The organism is Bacillus sp. FSL M8-0049 (assembly GCF_038593355.1).
GTDB lineage: Bacteria > Bacillota > Bacilli > Bacillales > Bacillaceae > Bacillus > Bacillus safensis.
The window spans coordinates 2,901,764-2,925,523 of sequence record NZ_CP151986.1 but is presented as its reverse complement, the minus strand read 5'-3'; the positions used below and the strand labels follow the sequence as shown (position 1 = coordinate 2,925,523).

At 40.9% G+C, this 23,760-nt stretch carries 23 protein-coding genes, 1 pseudogene and 1 riboswitch; of the genes and pseudogenes, 23 read left to right on the top strand and 1 reads right to left on the bottom strand.

Annotation, left to right across the window (positions count from 1 at the left end):
- Positions 1-195 precede the first annotated feature (195 nt).
- From NSU13_RS15190 to NSU13_RS15085, 22 genes and pseudogenes are all read left to right on the top strand, one after another.
- Entirely contained in the window at positions 196-2,583 is a 2,388-nt protein-coding gene (locus NSU13_RS15190; RefSeq protein ID WP_342489604.1) for a 3-hydroxyacyl-CoA dehydrogenase NAD-binding domain-containing protein, read from the top strand.
- Between the two features lie 12 nt (positions 2,584-2,595).
- Complete coding sequence (locus NSU13_RS15185) at positions 2,596-3,771, top strand: acetyl-CoA C-acetyltransferase (protein WP_041088345.1); 1,176 nt, start codon at positions 2,596-2,598, stop codon at positions 3,769-3,771.
- Between the two features lie 14 nt (positions 3,772-3,785).
- Positions 3,786-5,567 (top strand): acyl-CoA dehydrogenase family protein, encoded by a 1,782-nt coding sequence (locus NSU13_RS15180; protein WP_176967225.1) that lies wholly within the window; start codon positions 3,786-3,788, stop codon positions 5,565-5,567.
- A gap of 110 nt (positions 5,568-5,677) precedes the next feature.
- Entirely contained in the window at positions 5,678-6,034 is a 357-nt protein-coding gene (locus NSU13_RS15175) for an arsenate reductase family protein (RefSeq protein ID WP_024423406.1), read from the top strand.
- A 66-nt stretch (positions 6,035-6,100) separates the two neighbouring features.
- Positions 6,101-6,484: a glycine cleavage system protein GcvH gene (gene gcvH, locus NSU13_RS15170; RefSeq protein WP_008347039.1), complete on the top strand. Its 384-nt coding sequence runs from the start codon at positions 6,101-6,103 to the stop codon at positions 6,482-6,484.
- A 44-nt stretch (positions 6,485-6,528) separates the two neighbouring features.
- Entirely contained in the window at positions 6,529-6,765 is a 237-nt protein-coding gene (locus tag NSU13_RS15165) for a YusG family protein (protein WP_039181284.1), read from the top strand.
- Positions 6,766-6,896: 131 nt separating this feature from the next.
- A complete protein-coding gene (locus tag NSU13_RS15160; RefSeq protein WP_034281437.1) occupies positions 6,897-7,241 on the top strand; it encodes a toprim domain-containing protein in 345 nt (114 codons plus the stop codon).
- Positions 7,242-7,253: 12 nt separating this feature from the next.
- The gene (locus tag NSU13_RS15155; RefSeq protein ID WP_142945144.1) at positions 7,254-7,556 is read left to right on the top strand and encodes a thioredoxin family protein; all 303 of its coding nucleotides are present in this window, start codon (positions 7,254-7,256) and stop codon (positions 7,554-7,556) included.
- Positions 7,557-7,676: 120 nt separating this feature from the next.
- Positions 7,677-8,018, top strand: coding sequence for an SCP2 sterol-binding domain-containing protein (locus NSU13_RS15150; RefSeq protein ID WP_024423403.1), 342 nt, complete (start codon positions 7,677-7,679; stop codon positions 8,016-8,018).
- Positions 8,019-8,120: 102 nt separating this feature from the next.
- A riboswitch (SAM riboswitch) is annotated at positions 8,121-8,229 on the top strand.
- 154 nt (positions 8,230-8,383) lie between these two features.
- Entirely contained in the window at positions 8,384-9,409 is a 1,026-nt protein-coding gene (locus tag NSU13_RS15145; RefSeq protein ID WP_061110360.1) for a methionine ABC transporter ATP-binding protein, read from the top strand.
- Positions 9,402-10,070, top strand: a complete 669-nt coding sequence (locus NSU13_RS15140) for a methionine ABC transporter permease (protein WP_024423401.1) — start codon at positions 9,402-9,404, stop codon at positions 10,068-10,070. Before NSU13_RS15145 ends, NSU13_RS15140 begins: the two co-directional genes overlap by 8 nt.
- 14 nt (positions 10,071-10,084) lie before the next feature.
- Positions 10,085-10,906, top strand: a complete 822-nt coding sequence (gene metQ, locus NSU13_RS15135) for a methionine ABC transporter substrate-binding lipoprotein MetQ (RefSeq protein WP_024426003.1) — start codon at positions 10,085-10,087, stop codon at positions 10,904-10,906.
- A gap of 103 nt (positions 10,907-11,009) precedes the next feature.
- A complete protein-coding gene (locus tag NSU13_RS15130; protein WP_003212803.1) occupies positions 11,010-11,378 on the top strand; it encodes a carboxymuconolactone decarboxylase family protein in 369 nt (122 codons plus the stop codon).
- Positions 11,379-11,593: 215 nt separating this feature from the next.
- Complete coding sequence (locus tag NSU13_RS15125; RefSeq protein ID WP_254965641.1) at positions 11,594-11,728, top strand: hypothetical protein; 135 nt, start codon at positions 11,594-11,596, stop codon at positions 11,726-11,728.
- Between the two features lie 213 nt (positions 11,729-11,941).
- Positions 11,942-12,727, top strand: coding sequence for a Fe-S cluster assembly ATPase SufC (gene sufC / locus NSU13_RS15120; protein WP_007500355.1), 786 nt, complete (start codon positions 11,942-11,944; stop codon positions 12,725-12,727).
- An 18-nt stretch (positions 12,728-12,745) separates the two neighbouring features.
- Complete coding sequence (sufD, locus tag NSU13_RS15115) at positions 12,746-14,059, top strand: Fe-S cluster assembly protein SufD (RefSeq protein ID WP_061110052.1); 1,314 nt, start codon at positions 12,746-12,748, stop codon at positions 14,057-14,059.
- Positions 14,059-15,279: a cysteine desulfurase gene (locus NSU13_RS15110; RefSeq protein ID WP_046313268.1), complete on the top strand. Its 1,221-nt coding sequence runs from the start codon at positions 14,059-14,061 to the stop codon at positions 15,277-15,279. The genes sufD and NSU13_RS15110 overlap by 1 nt, the downstream gene beginning before the upstream one ends.
- Positions 15,269-15,715 carry a Fe-S cluster assembly sulfur transfer protein SufU gene (sufU, locus tag NSU13_RS15105; protein WP_041115744.1) on the top strand — a complete coding sequence of 149 codons (447 nt, stop codon included), beginning with the start codon at positions 15,269-15,271 and terminating at the stop codon, positions 15,713-15,715. The genes NSU13_RS15110 and sufU overlap by 11 nt, the downstream gene beginning before the upstream one ends.
- Positions 15,716-15,732: 17 nt before the next feature.
- Positions 15,733-17,130, top strand: a complete 1,398-nt coding sequence (gene sufB, locus NSU13_RS15100; RefSeq protein ID WP_007500362.1) for a Fe-S cluster assembly protein SufB — start codon at positions 15,733-15,735, stop codon at positions 17,128-17,130.
- A gap of 418 nt (positions 17,131-17,548) precedes the next feature.
- A complete protein-coding gene (locus NSU13_RS15095; protein WP_176967228.1) occupies positions 17,549-18,115 on the top strand; it encodes a TetR/AcrR family transcriptional regulator in 567 nt (188 codons plus the stop codon).
- Positions 18,116-18,172: 57 nt separating this feature from the next.
- Positions 18,173-20,029, top strand: coding sequence for an alpha/beta fold hydrolase (locus tag NSU13_RS15090; protein WP_176967229.1), 1,857 nt, complete (start codon positions 18,173-18,175; stop codon positions 20,027-20,029).
- Between the two features lie 442 nt (positions 20,030-20,471).
- Positions 20,472-20,995 (top strand): annotated as a pseudogene (locus NSU13_RS15085) (ATP-binding protein).
- A 1,051-nt stretch (positions 20,996-22,046) separates the two neighbouring features.
- Here the strand turns inward: NSU13_RS15085 and NSU13_RS15080 are convergent.
- A complete protein-coding gene (locus NSU13_RS15080) occupies positions 22,047-22,691 on the bottom strand; it encodes an NAD(P)H-dependent oxidoreductase (protein WP_342489603.1) in 645 nt (214 codons plus the stop codon).
- An 82-nt stretch (positions 22,692-22,773) separates the two neighbouring features.
- On the opposite strand from NSU13_RS15080, the gene NSU13_RS15075 reads away from it, so the two are divergent.
- Positions 22,774-23,706, top strand: a complete 933-nt coding sequence (locus tag NSU13_RS15075) for a WYL domain-containing protein (RefSeq protein ID WP_034280828.1) — start codon at positions 22,774-22,776, stop codon at positions 23,704-23,706.
- Positions 23,707-23,760 lie beyond the last annotated feature (54 nt).

The window sequence follows — 23,760 nt, the reverse complement described above, 5'->3', positions numbered from 1 at the left end:
ACATCACCTCCATTCTTACAATTCCCTCTCATCTGTAATTCATACGCCGCAAACGGAGGCACACGAGAATGTGTAAATTTTTGAAATCTGCTATTGAACTGTTTCGGAAAATCTTTTAAGATAAAGAAAGAGGCATTGCTTTTTTTTGGACAAAAAATGAATGACTGTTCATTCAAAATGTTTAGGGGGATATTTATGGGCAAACATATTCGCAAGGCGGCTGTCATTGGTTCAGGTGTCATGGGCTCAGGCATTGCTGCACATTTAGCCAATATTGGGATACCAGTTACACTGCTAGATATTGTGCCAAATGAACTGACAAAGGAAGAAACGGCGAAAAAGCGGACGCTTGATCACCCTAGTGTTCGGAATCGATTAAGTCAAGAAGCGATGAAAAAATTATTAAAGCAAAAGCCAGCACCTCTTACTTCAGCAAAAAACCTATCATACATCACACCGGGAAATCTCACAGACCACCTTTCCTTATTACACGATGCTGACTGGATCATTGAAGTCGTCACTGAAAAGCTCAGCATCAAACAACACGTATTCTCTCTCATCGACGAACACCGCAAAGAAGGAAGCATCGTATCAAGCAATACATCCGGTATTTCAGTTGAAAAAATGGCAGAAGGCCGATCAGATGATTTTAAACGCCACTTTTTAGGCACACATTTTTTTAACCCAGCTCGTTATTTAAAGCTCTTAGAAATCATTCCTATTCAAGAAACAGATCCAGAAGTACTGTCATTTATGAAAACATTTGGCGAGGATGTACTCGGCAAAGGTGTGGTTGAAGCAAAGGACACACCGAACTTTATTGCAAACCGCATTGGCACTTATGGACTTCTTGTCACAGTGCGTGAAATGCTTGAGAACAAATACACCATCGGAGAAGTGGATTCTGTCACAGGACCTCTCATCGGAAGACCGAAAAGTGCGACCTTCCGTACACTTGATGTCGTGGGGCTCGACACGTTCTCTCATGTGGCACGAAACGTATATGAACAGGTAGAAGGAAAGGAAAAAGAGATTTTTCAGCTGCCTGAGTTTATTGAAAGAATGCTCGAAAAAGGATGGATTGGCAGCAAGGCAGGCCAAGGTTTTTATAAAAAAAATGGGGAGGTCATTTTAGAGCTTGACCCAGTGACGCTCACATATGGTGAACGCACAAAGCTAAAAGATCCAGGCATTGAAATGGCGAAACAGCAAAAGGGTGCAAAAGCAAAGTTGAAAGCGCTTATTTATCAGGATGGTCGTGCAGGGCAACTACTTTGGAATATGACAGCGCCCGTACTTCTTTATTCAGCTCATCTAAAAGGTGAAATTGCGGATGATATTCAGTCTATCGATAACGCCATGAAATGGGGATTCGGCTGGCAGCACGGCCCATTTGAGCTGTGGGATGCAATAGGTGTCAAAAAAGCCGCCGAACGCATGGAAGCAGAAGGCCGCATTATTCCAGCATGGGTGCAAGACATGCTGTCAAAAGGACACGAGACATTCTATCAAGAGAATGCTGATGGAGTGCGAGCGTTTTATCATAACGGGGCTTATGAACAGGAAAAAGGAAACGACAAACATATTTCTTTAGCTAGATTGAAAAAGAAACATGACGTCATCTTCAAAAATTCTGGTGCGAGCCTGATCGATATTGGTGATGATGTCGCCTTGCTCGAATTTCACTCTAAAAGCAATGCCATTGGACTAGATGTCATTGATATGATCAATCGCGCTGTTGATGAGACGGAAAAGAATTATAAAGGGCTTGTCATCGGAAACCAAGGGAAGAACTTCTGTGTTGGCGCAAACCTTGCCCTGATTTTAATGGAAGCACAGGACGACAATTTCTTTGAAATTGACTTTGTGATCAGACGCTTCCAGCAGGCAATGATGAAGGTGAAATATAGCAATCGCCCAGTCGTAGCCGCACCGTTTGGGATGACATTAGGAGGCGGAACAGAAGTTTGTCTGCCGGCAGCAGCTATTCAGGCGTCCAGCGAAACTTACATGGGACTTGTGGAAGCGGGAGTTGGACTGATTCCAGGAGGCGGAGGAAACAAAGAGTTATATCTTCGTCACCTGCAAGGATCAGCGAAGCCGTCGCAGACGGCTATACAGGATGCCACGCTGAAAACATTTGAAACAATTGCAATGGCAAAAGTATCGACTTCAGCTGAGGATGCGCGGGATATGAACATGCTCCGCGTGAACGACCGGATCAGTATGAACGAGGATCACCTGATCTATGATGCAAAACAACTGGTGCTCTCTCTTGATGAAGCCGGTTATCGTGCGCCGCTCAAGCAAAAGGTGCCGGTCATGGGAGAAACAGGATATGCAGCGATGATTTTGGCTGCTGAAAATATGAGACTGTCAGGATACATTTCAGAGCATGACATGACCATTGTAAAAAAATTAGCTCATGTCATTTCCGGCGGGAAACTGCCATTTGGAACAGAGGTAGAGGAGCAATACTTATTAGAGCTTGAAAGAGAAGCCTTTTTAAGTCTTGTAGGGGAAGTGAAATCACAGGCACGTATGCAGCACATGCTCGTCAAAGGAAAACCTTTACGTAACTAAGGGGGAGTCAAAATGAGAGAAGCAGTCATTGTCGCTGGCGCAAGAACACCAGTAGGGAAGGCGAAAAAAGGATCGTTAAAACATGTCCGTCCTGATGATATGGGCGCATTATGTGTAAAAGAAACGTTAAAGCGTGCGGGTGAATACGACGGACAGATAGATGATTTGATCATTGGTTGTGCAACGCCAGAAGCAGAGCAGGGGTTAAATGTGGCCCGAAATATTGGAGCATTAGCGGGACTTCCTTATACAGTACCTGCCATCACCATAAACCGCTACTGCTCGTCCGGACTTCAATCTATCGCTTATGCGGGTGAACGAATTATGCTTGGGCAGGCAGAAACGATTTTAGCCGGAGGAGTCGAATCGATGTCGCAGGTGCCGATGATGGGTCATTCCATTCGTCCGAATGCTCTCTTGGCAGAGCAAGCGCCTGAATACTACATGAGCATGGGTCACACGGCAGAGCAAGTGGCGCAAAAGTATCAGGTCACACGTCAAGATCAGGACGCCTTTGCGGTGAGAAGTCATCAAAAGGCAGCAAAGGCACTTCAAGAAGGGAAATTTTCAGATGAAATTGTACCGGTTGATGTAACAGAGCGACGGGTAGGAGAGCAATATCAATTAGAAGAGCATCAATTCACGTTCTCACAGGATGAAGGTGTGAGAGCAGGCACAACGGAGGAGATTCTTTCCACATTGCGTCCAGCCTTTTCGACAAAAGGCACAGTGACCGCAGGGAACTCTTCGCAGACAAGTGACGGGGCTGCGTGTGTGATGATGATGGACCGCGAGAAAGCCTCCTCACTTTCTCTTCAGCCGCTCGCTAAATTCAGAGCATTTGCTGTTGGCGGTGTACCGCCTGAAGTGATGGGAATCGGTCCGGTTGAAGCCATTCCGCGTGCGCTGAAAATCGCTGGACTTGAGCTGAAGGATATTGGTCTGTTTGAATTAAACGAAGCGTTTGCTTCTCAGGCAATTCAAGTCATTCGCCATTTAGGAATTGATGAGGAAAAGGTGAATGTCAATGGCGGGGCCATTGCGCTCGGACATCCGCTCGGCTGTACAGGAACGAAACTAACGCTGTCACTGATTCATGAAATGAAACGGCGAAACGAGCAATTTGGCATTGTCACAATGTGTATCGGCGGGGGCATGGGAGCAGCAGGCATTTTTGAATTGATCTAAAGGGGGAAATCAGGATGAAAGCATTGGAAGATGTAAAAAAGGGTGGAAGCTTTTTAATTGATGAGACGAATTATGAGCATATTTTTACACCGGAGGATTTCTCTGATGAACATCAAATGATTGGAAAAACAACAGAGGATTATATTTTACAAGATGTTGTTCCGCATATTGATCAAATTGAAAACCATGAGTTCGAGCATTCGGTCAGGCTTCTCAAAAAGGCTGGTGAGCTTGGACTTTTAGGAGCCGATGTGCCTGAAGAATTCGGCGGGCTTGGATTAGATAAAATCAGTTCAGCGATCATTACTGAAAAATTCGCTAGAGCAGGAAGCTTCTCACTTTCCTATGGTGCTCATGTCGGTATTGGTTCTCTGCCGATCGTGCTCTTCGGAAATCAAGCGCAAAAGGAAACGTACCTGCCTGGACTCGCCTCTGGTGAAACCATTGCGGCGTACGCACTCACTGAGCCAGGATCAGGCTCTGACGCTCTTGGAGCAAAAACAACCGCAGTTCTGAATGAAGCAGGTACTCATTATGTCCTGAATGGAGAAAAGCAGTGGATCACAAACTCCGCATTTGCCGATGTCTTTGTTGTGTATGCGAAGATTGATGGTGAACACTTCTCTGCTTTTATCGTCGAAAAGGATTTTCCAGGTGTCAAAACGGGACCTGAGGAGAAAAAGATGGGCATTAAAGGATCATCGACAAGAACATTAATTCTTGAAGATGCCCAAGTACCGAAGGAGAATTTGCTCGGTGAAGCCGGCAGAGGTCATGTGATTGCCTTTAACATTTTGAATATTGGGCGCTATAAGCTGGCAGTCGGCACAATCGGTGCATCAAAGCGCGTCATTCAATTGTCGGCAGAATATGCGAACCAGCGTAAGCAGTTCAAAACACCAATTTCTCAATTCAGCTTAATTGGTGAAAAAGCAGCCAATATGTCAGCAAAGCTCTATGCGATGGAAAGTGCAGTTTACCGCACGGTTGGATTATTTGAACAGCGGATGGGGCTATTAAGTGATGAAGAGCAAAAAGACGGCAAACAAATTGCTCAATCCATTGCGGAATATGCGATTGAATGTTCTCTCTGTAAAGTGCTTGGCTCTGAAACGTTAGATTATGTTGTGGATGAAGGCGTGCAGATTCACGGCGGATATGGATTCATGCAAGAATACGAGGTCGAAAGAGCCTATCGCGACTCACGAATTAACCGTATTTTTGAAGGGACAAACGAAATCAATCGTTTACTTGTACCAGGTACATTCTTGAAGAAAGCGATGAAAGGAGAGCTTCCGCTGCTTCAAAAAGCGCAAACCTTACAGGAAGAGCTGATGATGATGATGCCGGAAGAGCCAGGCAATCAGCCGCTCGATCAAGAAAAATATTTGCTCGCCCATGCAAAAAAGATCGCCTTAATGGTGGCTGGTATGGCAGCAATGAAATACGGGAAAGCCTTAGACAAAGAGCAAGAAATTCTTGTGAACATAGCCGATATCGTCAATGAAATTTTTGCTGCTGAATCAGCGGTTCTGCGTACAGAAAAGGCAATCGCTGCAACAGGGGCAGAAAAGAATGCTCAAAAGCTTGTTTACACTCAAATTTTCACGCAGGAAGCTTTCTTAAAGATTGAAGCCCATGCAAAAGAATCCTTGATTGCGATGGAGGAAGGAGATTCACTCCGCATGAGCCTGTCAGCCCTTCGCAAGCTGACAAGATTTACGCCGATCAATGTCATCGCCAAAAAGCGCGAAGTGGCAAAACGAATCTTTGAAGCAGAGAAATATATCGTATAAGGGCGGGTTAAAGGTGCGGATATCACTCCGCACCTTTTTGTAAGCATACATTTAGGTTTTTAAAATATTTTGTGATAAAATGTTGTCACAATTTGCAGGAGGTGAAAATGGTGGCTTTAGATTTTTACGAATACCCATCTTGCGGTACATGCCGAAAAGCAAAAAAGTGGCTGGAAGCACACAATAAAGACATCAACAGCATACATATCGTTGAAGAGACGCCTGATAAAGAAACATTAAAAGCCCTTTACGAAAAAAGCGGTTTAGAGCTGAAGAAATTCTTTAATACAAGCGGGCAAAAATACCGGGAGCTGCAGCTGAAAGATCAACTTCCTGCAATGTCAGAGGACGAGCAGCTAGAATTACTCGCGTCTAACGGAATGCTGATTAAGCGCCCGATTACAACAGACGGAAAACGAGTCACGGTAGGATTTAATGAAGATACATTTAAAAGCGTCTGGAAATGATGTAACTTTCATTCAGATTGTGGTATCTTCAATATAGATTGTAAGAAAAGACTGGAGGGGTATTGAATGAGCACACCAAAAGATTTACGTTATTCAGAAGAACATGAATGGGTCAAAGTAGAAGGAGATAAGGTGCGTATCGGTATTACGCATTTTGCTCAATCCGAGCTGGGCGATATCGTGTTCGTTGAGCTTCCTGAAGTAGGAGACAAAATCACAGCGGACGAGCCTTTCGGAAGTGTAGAATCAGTGAAAACAGTTTCTGAACTTTATGCACCGATCAATGGCACAATTGTTGAAGTGAACGATGAGCTGGATGACAGCCCAGAATTCGTCAACGACTCTCCATACGAAAAGGCATGGATGATCGTTGTAGAACCAGCTGATGCATCTGAAATTGAGAACTTAATGACGGCTGAGCAATATGAAGAAATGACAAAAGAAGACTAATTCATGTGAAATTGGACACTCTACCTTTATGGGGGGTGTCCAATTTGTCTTTTCAAAAAGAACAGGTGGATATAACAGAGCATGTCACTGGACGATTCAAAGAAAGCGGCATGGTGCTTTATCATCAAAATGAAGAGATTGGCACGATGATTAGTGAAAACCAATATGAGCTGAAATCGGGATATTCCTATGATCAAAATCGTTTTTATCGTCTAACGGATACATTGACCGACGGGACAGAAAAATATGTTGACTGTGACGATGAAAATGGCTGGTGCTAATCACAGATGAGACTGCAGTGAACAGAAGCTGCAGTCTTTTTGATGACGAGGCGCTCAATCTTTACAACCTGAATGAAAGATTGTAATCTAAGGAAGAAGTGAATCAACGTCAAAAGGGCCGGGTGATCGTGATGAATGTCGAGATAGAAAAGGTCATCATTGTAGAAGGTAAAACAGACAAACAAAAGCTAAAAGAAGTCATAAGTGAACCTGTTACCATCATTTGCACCAATGGCACGATCAGTACATCGAAGCTGGATCAGCTTGTGGACGATTTATTGGGGAAAGACGTTTACATATTAGCTGACAGTGACGATGCAGGCGACAAACTGCGGAAGCAATTTCGAAAAGAATTCCCTGAAGCACTTCATCTTTTTGTCGACAGAACGTACCGCGAAGTGGCCGCTTCACCCTCAGCCCACATTGCATCTATCCTATTAGCTGCAAACATTGATGTTCATTCGAAATATTTATGAGGGTGGACGTATATGAAAGAGATTGAAGAACACGAATTCAAGGAGATAGAGGACGATTTATTTCTTTTATACTTATATACACCGTTTTGCGGAACATGCCAGCTGGCAAAGAAAATGCTGGCAGTCGTAGACGCCATGCAGCCGGATGTACCTTTTTACGAAAACAATTTAAACTACTCTCCAGGCTTTGCGAAAGCATTTGAGATCGAGAGTGTTCCTTGCTTTCTACTGTTTAAAAAAGGTAAATTGGTGCAAAAAGGCTATGCCTTTCACTCAGTTCCATATCTTCATGAAATGATTGAAACCGCTAAATAAAGCGGTTTTTTGTCATATTTCAAGAAATTCATTTGAAAATTTGTCGAGTTATTTATAAAGGACAAGAAGATGTTTGTAGAGAAATGTTATGTATAACCAAATGACAGGGAGGTTATACATGTGGAAAATGTGAAAGCCCATGGAAACACAGGGCAGCGTTTATTATTAAAACCGCTGCTCTCATCATCATCCTTGAAGATTACATTTGAGGCGGAAACTGACTCTTGTACATTGATTGTGGATGAACGTGGTGAAGTGAAGAAACTACCTGCAATTGAGTTATCGGATCTCATCTTTTATGGTGAGAGGAAAGAAATTCTTCAATTATTAGACGGAGATATGTCCTTACAGCAGTTAATCAGCAGGGGACAAGTCAAAGTCAAAGGGTCATTCCGTGCGCTCCTTAGATTAGAGGCAGTGCTTTGGCTGACGAACGGTTTTTTTCGAAAAATGATAACGTAGTTGTTTACTTGGAAATTAGCGATTTACAGCGTTGACATATCTCGGGTAGCATGATATTCTACGTTAGTAAAAACATGAACATCACATAAAACAACATATTTTCTCTTATTAAGAGAGGTGGAGGGACGTGCCCTATGAAACCCGGCAACCGTCAGCATAGCTGAAATTGGTGCCAATTCACTCAAAGCCGCAGCGCTTTGAAAGATGAGAGAAAGGCGTAATTGACATAAAAGGCCTTTCTGCTTGCGTTGCAGTTAGGTCTTTTTTACTGACCTGGCGTCAGGCTAGAGTCATGACAGAAAGAAGAATAAATAACGTATGTGATGGAAACCTATAGATTCAGCAAGAAAGCAGGTGATCAGACTGTGATTCATTTACAGAATGTATCAAAAACGTACCATTCAAAAAGCGGAAATGTTGATGCCGTGAAAGACGTCAACCTGGATATTGATAAAGGTGAAATATTCGGAATTATCGGGTATAGCGGTGCAGGAAAAAGCTCGCTTATTCGCCTATTAAACGGTCTGGAGCTGCCAACAGAAGGAATTGTTGAAGTGGCAGGCAACCGGATCAATGAAGTATCGAATGCGAAACTTCGGAAAGCAAGACAAGAAATCAGCATGATCTTCCAGCACTTTAATTTGCTTTGGTCAAGAACAGTGAGACAAAATATTATGTTCCCGCTTGAGATCGCAGGTGTACCGACATCAAAACGGAGAGAACGTGCGAATGAACTGATTAAATTGGTCGGTTTAGAAGGAAAAGAAAATGCATATCCGTCTCAGCTGAGCGGCGGGCAAAAACAGCGTGTCGGCATTGCGAGAGCATTAGCGAATGATCCAAAGGTTCTTCTATGTGACGAAGCGACATCTGCGCTAGATCCGCAAACGACCGATTCGATCCTTGAACTTTTGGCGGATATCAATAAACGACTAGGGCTCACGATTGTGCTGATAACACACGAAATGCACGTCATTCGCAAAATTTGTCATCGCGTTGCGGTCATGGAAAATGGACGCATTGTCGAAGAAGGCGAAGTATTACGCGTCTTCAGACAACCGAAGGAAGAAATGACGAAACGATTTGTGCAACAGCTTGCAGAACCAGAGGAAGCGAAAGAAACAATTGAGCACGTCTTAGAACGAGTAAAAGAAGGTCAGGTCGTACGGTTGTCCTTTATCGGAGATTCTGCCGAGCAGCCGCTGATCACTGAAATCATTCGATCCTTCAAGGTCGATGTGAACATCCTTCAAGGGAAGATTTCTCAAACGCAGGAAGGCGCGTTTGGAACACTCTTTATCCACATTAATGGAGAAGTGACTGAGGTAGAAAAAGCCATCGCCTATATCCAAAGCAAACAGGTTGAAATCGAGGTGATGACACATGTTTGAGAAATGGTTTCCGAACGTTGATTTAGACGTCATCTGGAGTGCAACAGGTGAAACGGTGTATATGACACTGATTTCATTGGCATTTGCCTTTGCAATCGGGATTATCTTAGGGCTCCTGCTCTTCCTTACAGGAAAAGGCGGTCTTTGGGAAAATAAACCGATAAATGCTGTCATCGGCGCTGTCGTCAATATTTTCAGATCGATTCCTTTTATCATTTTAATTATTTTATTACTAGGGTTTACGAAATTCTTAATGCATACGATTTTAGGCCCAAATGCAGCACTCCCTGCCCTTGTCATAGGGTCAGCTCCATTCTATGCACGTCTTGTCGAAATTGCACTGCGTGAGGTAGACAAAGGAGTCATTGAAGCAGCACGATCAATGGGAGCAAAAACGTCGACAATCATTTTCAAAGTATTGCTGCCAGAATCATTGCCAGCCCTTATTTCAGGTATTACCGTAACAGCAATTGCTCTGATTGGCTCTACTGCGATTGCAGGTGCAATTGGAGCAGGCGGACTTGGAGACCTCGCCTATGTGGAAGGGTACCAATCTGGTAATACAGATGTCACACTTGTAGCTACTGTGTTTATTCTCATCATCGTCTTTATTATTCAAATAATCGGTGATTTGATTACAAATAAAATTGATAAACGTTAAGGGAGGATTTATTCATGAAGAAATTGATTTTAAGTGCACTATTTCTAGCATTTGCAGGTATTTTAGCTGCGTGCGGTTCATCTAATAACGCAAGTGAAAGCAAAACCATTACGGTTGCCGCTTCAAAAACGCCTCATGCCGAAATTCTTGAAGAAGCAAAACCACTTCTAAAAGAAAAAGGCTACGATTTAAAAGTGAAAGTGCTTAGCGATTATAAAATGTACAACAAAGCGTTAGCTGAAAAAGAAGTGGATGCGAACTTTTTCCAACATATCCCTTACTTAAACGAAGAAAATAAATCAAACAAAGATTATAACCTAGTGAGTGCTGGTGCGGTTCACCTTGAGCCTTTCGGTATCTACTCTAAGAAATACAAATCTGTAAAAGATATTCCAAACGGCGGCACAATCATCATGACAAACAACGTAGCTGAACAAGGCCGTATGCTTGCCCTGCTGCAAAATGCTGGTGTCATCAAGCTTGATCCAAAGGTTGATACAATCAACGCAACAGTAAAGAACATTAAAGAAAACCCAAAGAACCTAAAATTCAAAAAAATCGCGCCTGAATTAACTGCGAAAGCTTATGAAAACAGTGAAGGCGATGCTGTATTCATCAACGTCAACTATGCGATCCAAAATAAATTGAATCCGAAAAAAGATTCAATCGAACTTGAGCAAACAAAGAACAACCCATATGCAAACATCGTTGCGGTTCGCAAAGGTGACGAAAAATCAGATAAGATCAAGACATTAATGGAAGTTCTTCACTCTGATAAAATCAAAGAATTCATCGACAAAAAATATGATGGTGCAGTATTGCCTGTATCTGAATAACAACATTTCAACCTCGCTTCTACCAAAGCGAGGTTTTTTGTGTATTTTTTCAAATCTCGCTCATAATAAAAACGTACAAATGACCTGAAGGGATGGAATCAAGATGAATGAACAGCATATGAGCGGATCCATGCAGCAATCACTGACTGATTATAAAACCGCAATGGGTGAATTCCAGAAGAAAATGCCGGTGTTTGGAAAGAAATTCAATGAATTTACGGAGCAGTGCTTCCAAAGCGATTCATTAACGCAAAAAGAAAAACAAATGATTGCCCTTGGCATCAGTATTCATGCACAGGACGAATACTGCATGATTTATCATACAAAGGGAGCGCTCGATCAAGGGGCGACAGAAGAGAATTTGCTGGAGGTTGTCAGCGTAGCAGCAGCTTTTGGCGGCGGGGCAGCACTAAGCCAAGGAATCACTGTCGTTCAGCAATGTATTGATGAATTTGGAGGACAGACGCATTAAGGGAAGCATAACACGGTATTTTTCCATATCAGGGAGTTGAGCGCTTCTCATCCGTTTGTGTGAGAAAATATGCCAGCATAGGGTGTCATATCCCTTTTGAGTGAAGCCGCATACGTTTGCTACAATAAAGCTACACTCAAGGAAGGGAATGGTTTATTATTTGTTCGGACCATAGTACACTAGGATTGGATTATACCGCCGAGATGGAAAAGGCCATGCATCAAGCTCATGGCATGAGCTATGCAGAGTACGAAAGAGACCATGACTTACGGATGAAAGTGGAATATAAACGAGAGCAGTCCTATCGAGATGAGAAAAGACAGCTCGCAAAAATGAATATACGAGGCTAATAATAGCTGAGGGGCGGGGAGAACAGTTTCCCGCCCTTTCTTTATGAAAACAGTCTTTTCGACATAAATCCTTTTATCTACCTGCTTTTTTTGTTAGAATTTTGAGAGCATCCTCTCACGCTTATCGTGAATGTGTTGTATTCAGTTTTAATTTGTTATAAAATTAGAATGAGAATAAATTGAGAATAATGATTATTTTGGAGGTATCGATATATGACTGCTTCGACATTAACAATTAAGGACTTGCACGTTGAGATTGAAGGGAAAGAAATCTTAAAGGGTGTAAACCTCGAGATAAAAGGTGGAGAATTCCACGCAGTAATGGGACCTAACGGAACAGGTAAATCTACTTTATCTGCTGCCATTATGGGTCACCCTAAATATGAAGTAACAAAAGGCAGCATCTTGCTTGATGGCGAAGATGTCCTTGAAATGGAAGTAGATGAGCGCGCTCAAGCTGGTCTTTTCCTTGCGATGCAATACCCATCTGAAATCAGCGGTGTTACAAATGCTGACTTCCTTCGTTCTGCAATTAACGCACGCAGAGAAGAAGGCGATGAAATCTCTCTTATGAAATTCATCCGCAAAATGGACGAAAACATGGAGTTCCTTGAAATGGATCCAGATATGGCACAGCGCTACCTAAACGAAGGTTTCTCAGGCGGGGAGAAAAAACGCAACGAAATTCTTCAATTAATGATGATTGAACCAAAGATCGCCATCCTTGACGAAATCGATTCTGGTCTTGATATCGATGCCTTGAAAGTTGTTTCTAAAGGAATTAACAAAATGCGCGGCGAAAGCTTCGGCTGCTTAATGATCACTCACTATCAGCGCCTGCTGAACTACATCACACCAGATCACGTTCATGTCATGATGCAAGGCCGTATTGTGAAATCTGGCGGACCAGAACTTGCGCAGCGTCTAGAAGCAGAAGGCTATGATTGGATTAAAAAAGAGTTAGGAATTGAAGACGAAACTGTTGGTCAAGAAGCGTAAGCGTTAGGAGGATTATTGATGACATTAGAAACGAAATTATCAGTAGATCAAGATTATGTCAAAAGCTTCTCCGAGAAGCATCAGGAACCGGCATGGATGAGCTCCCTTCGCTTACAGGCTCTTGAAAAAGCAGAAGACCTCCCAATGCCAAAGCCTGATAAAACGAATATTTCAAAATGGAATTTAACGAATTTCAAACAGCATACAGTCGAAAGTGCGCCATTTGGATCATTAGAAGAGCTTCCTGAAGAAGTGAAATCTCTTATTGATTTAGAGGACACAGATAAGACAGTTTACATTCAGCGTGATCAAACGCCGGCCTATTTGTCTCTTTCAGCTGAAGCGAAAGACAAAGGTGTGATCTTCACTGATCTTCATACAGCGATCCGCGAGCATGGAGAATTAGTGAAACAATACTTCATGACAGATGCAGTGAAAGTGGATGAGCATAAACTAACAGCTTTACATGCTGCTTTAGTGAATGGCGGGGCTTTCCTCTATGTACCGAAAAACGTAGAGCTTGAAGCACCAATTCAAGCTGTTTATCTTCATGAAAATAACGAAACGACTTTGTTCAACCATGTCATCGTTGTAGCAGACGATCATAGTGCTGTGACATATGTAGAAAACTACATCAGTACAGCAAAACCGGAAGAAGCGATCTTCAATATCGTTTCTGAAGTGTTCACAGGCGCTAACGCCCGCGTCACATACGGTGCTGTAGATAACCTTGCAGAAGGAGTCACAGTATATGTAAACAGACGCGGTATGGCAAATGGCCGTGACAGTAAAATCGAATGGGCGCTTGGCCTGATGAATGATGGAGACGTCGTATCTGAAAACATCACAAAACTGATGGGCGACGGTACATTCGGTGATACGAAATCAGTTGTTGTCGGCCGAGGAAACCAAACGGAAAACTTCACAACAAGCATCATCCACTTCGGTAAAAACTCTGAAGGATATATCTTGAAGCATGGTGTGATGAAGGATCAAGCATCCTCTATCTTTAACGGAATTGGTAAAATCGAGCATGGCGCAACGAAGTCAAATGCAGAGCAGGAATCACGTGTCCTCATGCTGAGTGAGAAAGCACGCGGTGACGCAAACCCAATTCTTTTAATTGATGAAGATGATGTGACAGCAGGGCACGCCGCTTCTGTTGGACGTGTCGATCCAATTCAATTGTACTACCTCATGAGCCGCGGGATTTCCAAAGAAGATGCAGAAAGACTTGTGATTTACGGCTTCTTAAATCCAGTTGTAAAAGAACTGCCGATTGAAGGAGTTAAAAAGCAGCTTGTTTCTGTGATTGAAAGGAAAGTAAAATAATGAATATCAAAGACGTTCGTGAGCAATTTCCAATCCTTCATCAGCAAGTGAACGGACATGATTTGGTGTATTTGGACAGTGCAGCGACTTCTCAAAAACCAAGAGTGGTCATTGATGCAATGAATGAGTATTACCGGTCTTACAACTCGAACGTCCACAGGGGTGTTCATACCCTTGGCACAAGAGCAACGGACGCATACGAGGGTGCGAGAGAGAAAGTTCGTGCATTCATCCGTGCTTCATCTGTTCAGGAGATTATTTTTACTAGAGGTACAACAACTGCGCTAAACACAGTGGCGATCAGCTATGCTAGAGCCAACCTCAAAGAAGGCGATGAGATTGTCATTACGCATATGGAGCATCATGCGAATATCATCCCTTGGCAGCAAGCAGCAAAAGCAACTGGCGCCACATTGAAATACATTCCGTTACAGGAAGACGGCACGCTATCGCTTGAAGATGTGAAGCAAACGATCACACATCAAACGAAAATCGTCGCTGTCACACATGTCTCAAACGTATTAGGAACCATCAACCCGATTAAAGAAATCGCCAAAATTGCCCACGATCATGGGGCAATCATTGTCGTCGACGGTGCGCAAAGCACTCCGCACATGCAAATTGATGTTCAGGATCTAGATTGTGACTTTTTCGCATTCTCTGGGCATAAAATGTGTGGACCGACTGGCATCGGTGTGCTTTACGGGAAGAAGGACCTTTTGAATAATATGGAGCCTGCTGAGTTTGGCGGTGAAATGATCGACTTTGTGGATCTATATGATTCCACATGGAAAGAGCTGCCGTGGAAATTTGAAGCGGGAACACCGATTATTGCTGGAGCAGTTGGACTAGGAAAAGCAATTGACTTCTTAAATGACATTGGTATGGAGGAAGTCAGCCGTTACGAGCATCAGCTTGCGACTTACGCGCTTGAGCGCTTTAAGGAACTTGACGGTGCGACTGTTTATGGACCGCAGCACCGAGCTGGGCTTGTGACGTTTAACTTAGACGATGTCCATCCGCATGATGCATCAACTGTTCTGGATACGGAAGGTGTCGCCATTCGTGCTGGACACCACTGTGCACAGCCGCTTATGAAATGGCTTGGTGTATCAGCGACTGCAAGAGCAAGCTTCTATCTGTATAATACAGAAGAAGAGATTGACAGGCTCATTGCAGCGCTCCGTAAGACAAAGGAGTATTTTACGAATGTCTTTTAATGTAAACTTAGACACACTGTACAGACAAGTGATTATGGATCATTATAAAAATCCGAGAAACAAAGGTGTGCTAAACGACAGCATTGTCGTCGATATGAACAACCCAACGTGTGGTGACCGCATTCGTCTTACGATGAAAATCGAAGACGATAAAGTCACGGATGCGAAATTTGAAGGAGAAGGATGCTCGATTTCGATGGCATCTGCCTCGATGATGACGCAGGCGATTAAAGGGAAAGATATTGAAACAGCTTTGAAAATGTCTCAGATTTTCTCCGATATGATGCTAGGAAAAGAATACGACGATTCCATTGATCTTGGTGACATTGAGGCGCTACAGGGAGTGGCAAAATTCCCTGCCCGCATCAAATGTGCAACATTATCATGGAAGGCGCTTGAAAAAGGCGCATCTGCCGAAGATAACGGCAAATCATAAGATTGGAGTGAAAATGGATGGCTAAAAAAATGCCAGATGTTGGTGAATATAAATACGGCTTTTCTGATAAAGACGTTTCCATTTTCCGTTCAGAGCGCGGACTGACAAAAGAGATCGTTGAAGAAATTTCTCGTATGAAAGAAGAGCCTCAGTGGATGCTCGACTTCCGTTTGAAATCTCTTGAGCACTTTTACAACATGCCGATGCCACAATGGGGCGGAGATTTAAATGCATTAAACTTTGATGAAATTACGTACTACGTAAAGCCATCAGAGCGCTCTGAGCGTTCTTGGGATGAAGTACCAGAAGAAATCAAACAAACCTTTGATAAGCTTGGTATCCCAGAAGCAGAGCAAAAATATTTAGCTGGTGTATCTGCTCAGTATGAATCTGAAGTTGTGTATCACAACATGAAGCAGGATCTTGAAGATCTAGGAATTGTGTTTAAAGATACAGACAGCGCATTAAAAGAGAACGAAGACATCTTCCGTGAGCACTGGGCAAAAGTCATTCCTCCGACTGACAACAAATTTGCTGCGCTTAACTCGGCTGTATGGTCTGGTGGTTCATTTATCTACGTACCAAAAGGCGTAAAAGTAGATACTCCACTTCAAGCATACTTCCGTATCAACTCTGAAAACATGGGTCAGTTCGAGCGTACACTGATCATCGTTGATGAAGGCGCACATGTGCATTACGTAGAAGGCTGTACAGCTCCAGTTTACACAACAAACTCACTTCACAGTGCGGTTGTTGAAATCATCGTCAAAAAAGGCGGCTACTGCCGTTATACAACGATTCAAAACTGGGCAAACAACGTCTTCAACCTTGTGACAAAACGTACAGTATGTGAAGAGAATGCAACAATGGAATGGATTGATGGAAACATCGGTTCTAAGCTGACAATGAAATACCCAGCAGTCATCCTAAAAGGTGAAGGCGCTCGTGGTATGACATTAAGTATTGCTCTAGCAGGTAAAGGTCAGCACCAAGATGCAGGTGCGAAGATGATTCACCTTGCACCAAACACATCTTCAACGATCGTATCGAAATCGATTTCCAAACAAGGCGGTAAAGTCACATACCGAGGAATCGTTCACTTCGGACGCAAAGCAGAAGGTGCACGCTCAAACATCGAGTGTGATACACTCATCATGGATAACAAATCAACGTCTGATACGATCCCTTACAATGAAATCTTAAACGACAACATTTCATTAGAGCACGAAGCAAAAGTATCAAAAGTATCAGAAGAACAGCTATTCTACTTGATGAGCCGCGGAATTTCTGAAGAAGAAGCAACAGAAATGATCGTCATGGGCTTCATCGAGCCATTCACAAAAGAACTGCCAATGGAATACGCCGTTGAAATGAACCGTTTGATTAAGTTTGAAATGGAAGGTTCAATCGGTTAACCGTTGATATAGCGGGGATTAAAGTTGTTTAGATGTTATATTTATATTAAGCACCCACAAAGCGCCCACAAAATTTAATTATTGAACATACCGCAGATACATTTCCTTTGGTCCTCAATTTTTGGGTGACATGGAGATACGTGTCTGCGGTTGTTTTTTATACTAGAATGTCTTAACCTTTCCCCATACATAGTTCTTATTCAAAATGTTTACAGCATGGCTATGTCTCAATGCATGTCTTTTACAAACTTCTTTGAAATACTCTCTCACAACATTTGTTATGAACCTTTTAAAGGAGAAATGATTTTACCTTTAAGGCCGCAACAACTTCGAGGTTCAGATCAACTTTATTCAAAATAAATACTTGCAACATTTAAATTAGTACTGTATAGTTCTAATTATGACAAAGGCAAAATTAATGAATCAAAAGCGTGTACTTGAAGTAGCTGCAACATTATTTTTGGAAAAAGGGTTTGCTTATACAAGTATGGATGAATTGGTACGTGTAAGCAAAGTGTCAAAGTCGAATGTGTATTATCACTTTTCTAATAAGGAAGAATTATTAGAAGGGGTCGTTGATTATTGGATTGACATGTATCAATCTGCAATTGATGACGTAATGTCTCAGACCCAATTTTCAGTTGAAGATCGTATCCAAATGTTTTTAAAGCAATTATCACAAGGCGTCCAGTCGAGAGAGTATCAGGGAGGCTGTCCATTTATTACTCTTTATATTCAAAGTCCTGTACAGGCCACGCAAATAAAAGAAAAAATAGGTTTATTTTTTACAGGATTACAAAAGAAAGTTTCTCTATTACTGAAACAAGGTGTAGAGAACGGGGAATTCAGAGATACGATTCAGATTGATGAGGTGGCATCACTTTTTATTACAAATCTTGAAGGAGCGTTATTTATTTCAGAAACATTGAAGGATGCCACTGTCATCACAAAAACAGCAGATCATTTATTTAACTTGCTTCGATAAAGAAGCATTTTTTTTACATCAAATTAGTACTATGTAGTACTAAAAAGGAGCCTTCATATGAAAACAGTATTTTTAATTGGTGGAACAGGCTTTATCGGAAAGCAATTAGTCGAAGAATTAGCCAAAGAGGATGTGAACATTCTTCTTTTAGTGAGGTCGAAAAGTAAAGCGACACGCATTTTTCAAGAAAGAGGCATTTTAAAAGAGTCAGTGATGCACTTTGTTGAAGGTGATTTGACGAAAATAGATTTAGGTCTAAGTGCTGAAGATAAGGAAAGGGTATTGAAAACGGATGTGATCATTCACGCAGGAGGCCCCATGGATATTCAAGCGACAAGTAATGAGGCAGCTTCCGTCTTTTTAAATGGCGCCAAACATATGAGTGAATTAGCTAAAAGTATTCATCAATCGAAGGGCTTGCATCAATTTATTCATGTTGTCGGTTATATGAGTCCCTTTGATGATCAAAATAGCAAGGTTACAATTGATGTGTTTAAAGAAGGAAACAACTATTTGAAAATAAAAAATCCATATGAGAGAACAAAATTTTTAGCAGATCTTTATATCCGTCAACAGGCATCAGCAATAGGTTATCCGCTGTCTGTCATTAATCCGCCAACTGTGGTCGGTAGTAGTAAAACAGGGAGTACAGAGCAGATAGCAGGATTAGGTTTGCTTGTAAAGAGTATGCGAAGAGGGCTCATGCCAGTGATTCCTGGAGGTAAAGGATATAGGCTGCCACTGATTTCAAACGATATGTTTGCGAAGTTTATTGTGCAGGTTTTCAGGATGGAGCAGCCGGCTATTCAAACATTTACACTTGTTGAAGACAAAGAGCATGATCAGAACATTGCTGAATTATTAAGTGTGATGTCGGAAAGTATGAATATGAGGGCACCAAAAATCTCTGTCCCAATGCCGCTTATGAAAACAATGATGAAAAGTGGAGTCAGTAAAATAACAAACATTCCTTCTGATGGACTCAATTTTATGACTAAACGAACATTTCCAAATGCTTCAACGAAAAAAATGATGGGAGGAGATTGGTTTAAGAAGACGAGCGTCATGAACTTTTTACCTGCCGTAGTAGCTGATCTGGATTATCGCATGATGGATCAACATGGTGAGCGTCATCATACATTTGAGCGAACATTATGCGATAACAACACCCTTTACCAATTACAAGGAGAAGGGAAACCGTTTATTTTATTACATGGTTTATTGAGTGATGGAGAGGATTTATTCCCTTTAGCACAAGAGCTTCATGAAAAAACGGGTCAACCTGTATGGATCTTGGATCTTCCAGGTTTGGGGCGTTCCCCATTTAAACGAGAGAAACATCTTCTAGATATCTATTTGAATGTAGTGAAAAAGGTATTGGAGAAAGCGGCTCATGGTGCACATCTAATCGGCCATTCATTCGGTGCATTTATTCTACTGGAAGCACTGGGGAAAGGGTACATAGATAAGAAGTATTCAATCACTTTACTTCAGCCGCCACTTTCCAAAAAAAATGCTAAATCGCTAAATGTTCCTCAATGGATGAACAAATGGTCTTTAAAATTAGCAACTCCTAAAATGATAGAGCGTTATTTATTAAGTAATGGTTTGTTTGAAAGGACGGAAAGCATCCCTGAACATTATATTGAAAAAATCAGAAACAGTTTTACGTCTCCTAGAATTTTAAATACGACGGTTCAGCTTAATCATTTACTATTGAAAAACGATCAAGGGGCAATCAATGAAGTAACAAAGGATAATCTTCATATGATTTGGGGGGAGTATGACAAAGGCTATTATCTTCCATCGCATCTTGGAAAAGTTGATATTGTTCCATACGGCCATCATTTTCCTCTTAGCCATCCGAGTGAAACGGCAGCATTGGTTATAAAAAATAGTTTTACTAGCAGTTGAGAATGTGGGATAAATAAAGAATGTCGTAATTGAAATGAAATCGCAGTGCTTGTGATCCCGCCGTTGCACACCAACTGAAAGATTTTATAAAACACCCCAAAACGAAAAATGAGATTTATATGACAAGTTAGCACAATTTTTCTTTTTGGGGAGTTGTTCTTAGATTGATGATGATGTGGGCTCACCTACAGAACACTAACAAGCTTCTGACGGTTCAAAATGTTATAAGACGCATAATAAATATAAAACGTGGGAATCAAGTAGGATGGCTGCATGGCATTTTTAAATTGTAGCGGCATGAAGAAGCAGCATTGCATTTCATAAAAGCTGGAGATTATTTATTTAAGATTGTACAGGAAGTATCATGAAATTGCTTGTTCATGATGGTTCTAATCATTCACTATCTCTTAGTGAATGAATTACTATCTTGGTAGTTGAAAATATGGATTTACTAGACTTTGGGGAACGTATAGAAAATTTCGCGAAGTCACAATTAAAATCAAGTGCGGTCATGTTTGCGCTTGGTAAGTTTTGCGAGCTTTTTGGAATGAATGTAGAAGAAAAAACAGCGGAATTTATTGATGAAGCATGGATATTTACAGCTTCACCACAGGGTAAAAAGTAGAGCTTCAAATGAGACGTATTGGGTGTTCTTACAACAATGCTGTGTTCTTTGTCTCTCAATCCACTAAGGACGCACTTCATGAAGATGACACTGGGAACTTTGGTGTAGCATTCGCCTTTGACGAACCAAACGAACGTGAAGAACTTGAAATGGATGAACCTTGAACCAAGCGAGGAAAACAAAATATGCTTGAATCCATGTTTCAAGGTCAACGCTTATTTAAGGACATTTATGGGCGTACAGCTAAAATATCCATTGAATGCTTGTTTGATGAGTGGAAGGGTGCTTTCGAGACCATTAATAAAAGTGATGTTGCGTATGCTGAAGAAATGTATTTGTAATTCTTGAGTTAACGACCTTAAACTTGTCACTAATTAAAAAATTACACATACCCATCTACATGTATATAGATATATGTTATTTGTGTTTTTGTGTTATAATCCAGATATACGTCATTTAACATAATACTCGTTAATCTGCAATTATGTTAAATGAATCTTACTACACTTTTTTAAAATAAAACCATTGCAATGAATTAGAGCATTAAAATAAAAATTATCCATAAAACACAGCATAATAGATTAAACAAAAGTATTGCAATTAAAACACATCTTCTCTTGTATTTCTGTTCATTTTCCATCGATAAAGGGCGGAGAGAAGGCGGGAGCATGGCGGTATTAAACGAAAGATTATACTCGAGGCGCAACAAATAATTACAAAATGATGCCTTTACAGTTTGTTTTTTGAAGCTGGAGGTGAAATAAAGCGTAAGTATTGCTTTAATAAATAACAAATAACATATATTGAGACTAGTGAGTCTTATCCGATGATGTCTTCTAATTAGAGAAGGCGGAGGACAAACAAAAAATGGCCCAATTAAGGACCATTTTATGAAGTGTAGCTTACTTGATTAGAGTGATTAAACTCACAATCAAGTGAGCCAAAGCTATCACGATGAGGATAATAGTGGATAGCTTCATATTTTTCACCTCCTTTGAGGTGGAACGAGCTTGGGCTAGTGCAATAGCCTAGGCTCTTTTTTGATTATACCTTAAAACATCCATCAATTGGTGTGTTTTATGTAATATTGCTAAAAGCACCTGTGGTATTAGGCACGACAAGGAATTGATGATCGTCAGTTTAGAACATTGGCTCTTGATATGATAGAAAACAAATATTTTTGATAGAATGTTCAAATGACTGGTTGGCAAGGCAATAGCTTAGGGTGTTGTGAATATGGCATTGTGGGAAGGACAATGTTATCACTGTGTGAATCAGAATCAAAGTATGAACGTGAATAACAAACAATATTGTCGAAATGGAAAATTGTAAAAAAGACCCAAAACGTTGACAACATACGTTTTAGGTCTTTTTGTTTTTGAAAAATAGAAATTAATTAGGTGCATAAAACTTCTCTAAGGTTTTCGTCATATCATCAGATGCAGATTGTAAGATCGCATCTTGTTCTAAAATCGCTGTTCCTTGTGCTCGGACAATATGAAATTGATGAAACCCCATCAAGTTTTGAAATATTTCTTTTAGGTAATAATGTGAAAATTCCAGAGGTGTATATCGATCGTGATTTGTGAAAATTGAGCCGCTTGCTTGAAGTAAAAGTACACGATAATCGTCAGTCATCAGACCAACAGAACCATTTTCTGTATATTTGAACGTTTCTCTCGCAATAAAGATATTATCTATATAATCTTTCATTCGTGAAGTCACATTGAAATTATGAACAGGTGACACGATCACAATTCGATGATGTGCTTTGAATTGAGCCAATAAAGCAGATGAAGCAGCGGCGATTTTTTCCTCGGCAGCCGTTAATGCTTGTTTGGATGCTTGCTTATCCCAAATTCCTAGCAGCTGTTCTTTTTCGATACGAGGAATTTCAGTTCCATATAAATGTAAAATGGTTGGTTCCTCATGAGGAAACCTTTCTTTAAATTGTTTTAAAAATAGTGTTTGCAGTTTGTTTGAATAACTTTCTCGATGAGTGAAATCTGGGTGCGCGTTAATGATTAATGTTTGCATGTACATGCTCCTTTTCTTTTGATAAGCTGAGTATAAATGATAAAGGTGACAAAAGAAGGCACCTTTTTAAGAGGGAAAACAAATGAAAAAATCAGAACGATTAAACCAAGAACTTATTTTTTTAAGCGATAAACACTCTTTTCAGTTAAAGGACTTACAGTCCGAATTCGGCATTTCTAAAAGGACGGCTTTAAGAGATATAGAAGAGCTGGAGTCAATGGGTTTAGCTTTTTACGTTGAACCTGGCAGACACGGAGGATATCGACTGGTGAATCAATCTCCATTGGTTCCTATTTATTTCAATATTGAAGAAGTCCAAGCTATTTTTTTCGCTCTTAAAGCGCTAGACCTGGTGTCAGCAACACCATTTAAAAAATCCTACTCACAAATTCGGCAAAAGTTGTTTGCCACAATGTCTGATGAGAGAAAGCAAATGATTACAGAGACTTTGGATGTGATTCATTACTATAATGTCGCACCAGTTAGTGAACAAAATCATTTGGAATTGATTTTACAGGCAATGATGAAAGATCAAATCGTGAAGATGACGTACACTCAATATGAAAATAAATGGATCAGGCTGCAATTTCTTGAGTTGTTTTATCGAAATGGCATTTGGTTTTCTCAAGCATATGATGTTCAAAATAAAAAGTGGGGCATCTATAGATGTGACTTTATGAAGGACATGATGATTGAAGAAGAAATGAGAGACACATTTACGAAGGATGAATTAAAAGAACTGCAGCTCGAGTACGAAAAAACTTATCATGATATCTCATTTAAATGTCGATTAACGGAACAAGGAAAAGAAAAGTTTTTGAAGCATCATTACCCAAATATGAGATTGGAGATCATTGATCAGATTCCTTATATTGTGGGTGGGTACAACCAAGAAGAATTATCGTATATGACACACTATTTGATGTCTTTTGGGAAACATGTGAAAATTGAATACCCAGATGAATTGAAAGAAAGTTATTTGAATCAATTGCGAGAAGTGATTGATCAGTATTGAAAGTAAACGAATTGTCTCTGAATCACAAAAAACTCCACATATTAAAAGAGGCGA